At 70.9% G+C, this 4937-nt stretch carries 5 protein-coding genes; 2 read left to right on the top strand and 3 right to left on the bottom strand.

Translation table 11 applies throughout. From position 1 onward, the window contains the following. Window positions 1-295 precede the first annotated feature (295 nt). Window positions 296-1075 carry an NAD(P)H-dependent oxidoreductase gene (locus tag G6R25_RS21450; protein WP_163554348.1) on the bottom strand — a complete coding sequence of 260 codons (780 nt, stop codon included), beginning with the start codon at window positions 1073-1075 and terminating at the stop codon, window positions 296-298. Window positions 1076-1224: 149 nt separating this feature from the next. Between G6R25_RS21450 and G6R25_RS21445 the strand changes: the two genes are divergently transcribed. Continuing rightward, window positions 1225-2262, top strand: coding sequence for a helix-turn-helix transcriptional regulator (locus tag G6R25_RS21445; RefSeq protein ID WP_235949373.1), 1038 nt, complete (start codon window positions 1225-1227; stop codon window positions 2260-2262). A 217-nt stretch (window positions 2263-2479) separates the two neighbouring features. Here the strand turns inward: G6R25_RS21445 and G6R25_RS21440 are convergent, their stop codons facing one another. Continuing rightward, complete coding sequence (locus tag G6R25_RS21440; protein WP_163554347.1) at window positions 2480-3151, bottom strand: serine hydrolase domain-containing protein; 672 nt, start codon at window positions 3149-3151, stop codon at window positions 2480-2482. A 59-nt stretch (window positions 3152-3210) separates the two neighbouring features. Further along, window positions 3211-3921: an SACE_7040 family transcriptional regulator gene (locus G6R25_RS21435; protein ID WP_163554346.1), complete on the bottom strand. Its 711-nt coding sequence runs from the start codon at window positions 3919-3921 to the stop codon at window positions 3211-3213. Window positions 3922-4004: 83 nt separating this feature from the next. Here G6R25_RS21435 and G6R25_RS21430 point away from each other — a divergent pair. Continuing rightward, on the top strand, window positions 4005-4937 hold a 933-nt coding region (locus G6R25_RS21430), incomplete at its 3' end, for a carboxyl transferase domain-containing protein (protein WP_272871464.1).

The raw sequence follows: 4937 nt of genomic DNA, 5'->3' as shown, positions 1-4937 counted from the left end.
ACACCAACACCACATTGATGTCACGCAAAGCGACGAAACGTTACCGGGAAAGGCTCAGTGCCCGGCCTGCGCCAAGATCGATGAGCTCAAGGCGATTCCGCCGAACGTGACGACCTACGCGCCCGGTGCGGAAGTCGCGGTCACCGCGGGCAAATAACTCCACCGGGGGCCGCGGGCGGGCTGTCCTCAAAGATTCCGCCTGCCCGCATCCATCGATCCAACGTCCCCTCATCAACGAGGCCCTCGGGCTGCTCCTCGGGTTCGTGCCCCAGCTCGTCCTGTCCATCGCCGGCGGTCAGCCGCGCACGTGCAGCCTGAAACCCGTGCGGCCTGCGGGCTCCAGTCCCTCCTTCAGGTGCAGTGAGGGGATCTCGTAGTCACCGAAGTTCTGGCGCCGGAACGCGATCGGCTCGGTCGACTCCAGGGTGAGCAGGCGCTGCTCCCAGGCCTTGGCGACGTCCGGGTAGTCCTCGCCGGTCATCCGGTCGGTGCCGTAGAGCACGAACGGCGGCAGCACCTCGATGCCCGGGTAGTAGAGGATGCCGTGGTGGATCGGGAACAGCAGATCGTCGATGGGTCCGTTGATCCCGCGAGCGGCGTAATGCGCCTGTGGGCCGCCGGCGGTCACCGACAGCAGAGCCTTCCTGCCCGCGAGGGTGCCTTCGCCGAAGCGCTCGCCGTACCTGGTGTCGCTGTGCTCGCCGACGCCGTAGGCGAAGTGGCAAGCGAACACCCGGTCCACCCAGCCTTTGAGGATCGCGGGCATCGTGTACCACCACAGCGGGAACTGGAAGATGATCGCGTCGGCCCACAGCAGCTTCTCCTGCTCGGTGAGGACGTCCGGGGTGAGCGTCCCGGCGTCGAAGGCCCGGCCCGAGTCCAGGGCGACCTTCAGCGGGCTTGAGGCGTCGGGGCCGTAGTCCGCGGCGTCCACGACCGCCTTCCAGTTCATCGCGTACAGATCGCTCACCCGTACCTCGTGCCCGGCGGTCTCCAAGGTGGACACCGCGAGGTCCTTCAGCGAGCCGTTGAGCGACGTCGGCTCCGGGTGGGCGTAGACGATCAGCGTCTTCATGGGAACTCCTTCGGATCGGGTGCCGTTCGGGTGCCTTCGATCCTGGGCGCCGCGGCGCCCGCCGTTCAGGGGCGCCGCTTCCGTCGGACGGGACTTCCTGGGTATGGCAGGACCACCTTCACGGGCGCCGCCGAGGCCATACTGGGGGCATGGACGATCTTGCGGGCTTCCTGCGGACCCGGCGTTCCCGGGTCGACCCGGCGGTCGTCGGCATCCCCACCGACAGGCGCCGCCGGGTCGAAGGGCTGCGCCGCGAAGAGGTCGCGCACCTGTCCGGAGTCAGCGTCGACTACTACGTACGCCTGGAGCAGGGCCGCGCGACCCAGCCCTCCGAGCAGGTACTCGACGCGCTCGCCCGCGTCCTCGGCCTCGACGAGACCGAACGCGGACACCTGCACCGGCTCGCCCGGCAGCGCCGCCGCCGCGCGAAGGCGCCGGGCGGACGGGTCCGGCCGGAGCTGGCGCGCGTCCTCGACCTGGTCGCCGACGCACCCGCGTTGATCATGGGCCACCGCCTGGACGTGCTCGCCGGGAACCGCCTCGCGGGGCTCCTCTACGGCCGGCCGATACCGGGACTGAACACCGCCCGGCACATCTTCCTCGAGGAGGCCGAGCGCGGCCTGTACGCGGACTGGGAGAACTGCACCCTCGACGTGGTCGGGCACCTGCGCTTGGCCGCCGGGAAATACCCCGAGGACCCCCGCCTGGCCTCGCTCATCGGCGAGCTGGCGATGGGCAGCGAGCGCTTCCGCCGCCTCTGGGCCCGCGCGGACGTGCGCGCCCGCACACATGGACGCAAGGCGTACCGGCACCCGCTGGTCGGACTGCTGGAACTACACCAGGAGAACTTCGCGCTACCCGACGAATCGGGCATGGAGCTGGTGGTGCTGTCCGCGGCCCCCGACAGCCCCGCCGAGGACGGGCTGCGCCTGCTCGCGGGCCTGGGCGCGGACAGCGGTGACGCGCATCCCACAGCGAACGCCCAGGTCCGCGCACACCTCACCGACACGTTCACCACCGAAGCCGGCCGGCATGCCGAACTGGCCGTCATCCCCGAACTCTTCGACGCCGTCGATCACGGCGCAGGCAACGATCTAGCTGGACTCCTCCGCACCCGTGCCGCCCACCTGTTCGACCGCCCCGTGCCCGGCCAGGACAAGCCTGGGAGAACCCGGCCGGGCCACTGAAAACCCTCTGGCCCTGGCCTGGGCCACCCAGGGCTTGGGGGCGTTGGCTCACACCGGGATGGCCAGGGCTGTGCGTATCTCGCGGGTGACGAGTGCCGTGGTGGAGGGATCCACAGGGTCGGCCGTCAGGTTGTTCTTCGCCAGCGCAAAGGCGAAGTTGCGGTCCGGGACGGCCCACCCGAGCGATCCGCCGGCTCCTCCGTGACCGAACTCCCGGTCATCGGGGCCACCGACGACGTAGCTCAGGGCACGTCGGGTTCTCCGGCGCGTCGTCCACCACCACCGCCACCCGGGGCGCCATGGATTCGGCGATGCCGTAGATCGGGGAGTCCGCGATGCCCAGTGGGCCGGTGATCTCGTCGCGGACGACCTGGTCGACGGTCCGGCCGTCCGCGCGGCGGACCGCCTCGCCCAGGATGTATCCGTACGTCAAAGCGTGGTAGCCGACCCGGGTTCCCGCCTCCCACAGCGGCGCGGATTCCGTGATGACGGCGCACATCCGGTCCCAGTCGCACAGGTCGCCCGGGGTGGTGTCGGCCGGCAAGTGTGGCACGCCGGCGGAGTGGTTGAGTACCTGCCGCAGGGTGACGCGCTGCTTTCCGTGGCAGGCGAACTCCGGCCAGACCGTGGCGACAGGCATGTCGTATTCGAACAGTCCACGGTCGGCGAGCAGGTGGATCGCGGTCGCGGTGACTCCTTTGCCGCAGGAGTGGAGTGGGAAGAGCGAGTCGCCGTCCACATCGTGGCCGGTGGCACGATCAGCCGCCCCGGCCCAGGCATCCACCACCAGCTCGCCATCGAGATAGGCCGCAACCTGCAGGCCGACTTCCCGTCCTTCGCTGACCAGCTGCTCAAGCACTGCCTGGATCCGGCCCTGTGCGTCGATCACACTGCCCCCTCATGTGTACGGCGACAATCGGGTGATCAACTGGCGCGCCCCCGACGGGACTACGCGGTGGCCGCGGCCGTCGCCATCGCGTGCAGCGTGGTGGCCCTGACCGTGGGATCCAGCTCGCCCGAGCTGTGCGGGGTCGAGTTGATCAGGCCGAAGATCGCGTGGGCGCGGACGCGGGCGGCGGGAGCGGTCAGTTCCGGGCGCAGCCGGCGCAGCACGCCGACCCACAGTTCGACGTAGGCGCGTTGCAGCCGCCGCACCTCGTGTTCGTCTGGCGCCGGCAGGCTGTGCAGGTCACGGTCGTGGATGACGATCAGGTCGGGATTGCCGACGGCGAACTCGACATGCCGGCGGACGAGGCGGTCGAGGGCGTCGGACGCACTCGGGTCCGCGCTCAGCACGGTCTGGGCCCCGTGGAGCAGATGCTCGCTGATGCCCACGAGCAGCTCGGTGAGCATCGCGTCCTTGCTGGCGAAATGCCGGTAGATGCCGGGCCCGCGGATGCCGACGGCGGCGCCGATCTGCTCGATGCCGACCCCGCGGAACCCCCGCTCGGCGAACAGCCGGGCAGCCGCCTGCAGCAGGTCGTCCCGGCGTCCGGTGCGAGGCCGCCTGACCGGGGAAGTCGTGGTCGGGTCGGGCTCGACGGCGGCCGGCGCGGGAGCGGGATCCTCCGCCGCCGCGAGGGTGGGTGGTCCGGTGGCGTCGGAGAAGGTGGGGGCCAGACCCGACGGGGGTGTCACCCGGGTGGCACGCGACGGCACGATGTGGTCCTCCTCCGGGCAGAGGCTACCAAGCCTGGTCCACCGGTCGACGGGAGTGTTAACAGTTGCTAACATCTGGACCCATGTTAGCGACTGTTAATGTCGGCGACGGTCCTGCCGCCGCGCGTGCAAGGGCAGCGGCGGCGGAAGATCTCACCGGGCCGCCGCTGCGCAGCGCCGTCGACGCCGCCTCGCCCGCGGCGCGCGGCTACGCCGAGACCCACGCGACGCTCGTCGCCGAGCTGCGTGAGCGGCTCGCCGCGGCGGCGCTGGGTGGCCCCGAGCCCGTCCGGCGCCGGAATGTCGAGCGCGGCAAGCTGCTGGCGCGGGAGCGCATCGAGGGGCTGCTTGACCCGGGCAGCCGCTTCCTGGAGCTGTTCCCGCTGGCCGCGGACGGGATGTACGACGGTGACGCGCCGGGGGCGGGCATCGGCCGGATCGCGGGGCGCGAATGCGTCGTCGTTGCGAACGACGCCACCGTCAAGGGCGGGACGTACTACCCGATGACGGTGAAGAAGCACCTGCGGGCGCAGGAGGTGGCGCTGCACAATCGGCTGTCCTGCGTCTACCTAGTCGACTCCGGCGGGGCGTTCCTGCCGATGCAGGACGACGTGTTTCCGGACCGGGAGCACTTCGGCCGGATCTTCTACAACCAGGCCACGATGTCGAAGGCCGGCATCGCCCAGATCGCGGCGGTGCTCGGCTCGTCGACGGCGGGCGGCGCCTACGTCCCGGCGATGAGCGACGAGACGGTCATCGTCCGCAACCAGGGAACGATCTTCCTGGGTGGGCCGCCGCTGGTCAAGGCCGCCACCGGAGAGGTCGTCGCCGCCGAGGACCTCGGCGGCGGCCTGCTGCACGCGAAGACCTCCGGGGTCGTCGACCACTTGGCCGACGACGACGCCGACGCCCTGCAGACCGTGCGCCGGATCGTCGCGAGCCTCGCCCCGCGGGCGGCGCGGCCCTGGCCGGTCGCGGCAGTGGAGGAGCCCGCGGTCGACCCGGCCGGCCTGTAT

The sequence above is a fragment of the Candidatus Frankia alpina genome (genome assembly GCF_902806485.1).
GTDB lineage: Bacteria > Actinomycetota > Actinomycetes > Frankiales > Frankiaceae > Frankia > Frankia alpina.
This window is presented reverse-complemented; position numbering and strand designations above follow the sequence as displayed.

What these genes read in the sequence shown, in the direction of transcription:
- G6R25_RS21450 (WP_163554348.1), bottom strand. Translation starts at nt 1,075, where the DNA reads ATGAAGACGCTGATCGTCTACGCCCACCCGGAGCCGACGTCGCTCAAC.
- G6R25_RS21445 (WP_235949373.1), top strand. Translation starts at nt 1,225, where the DNA reads ATGGACGATCTTGCGGGCTTCCTGCGGACCCGGCGTTCCCGGGTCGAC.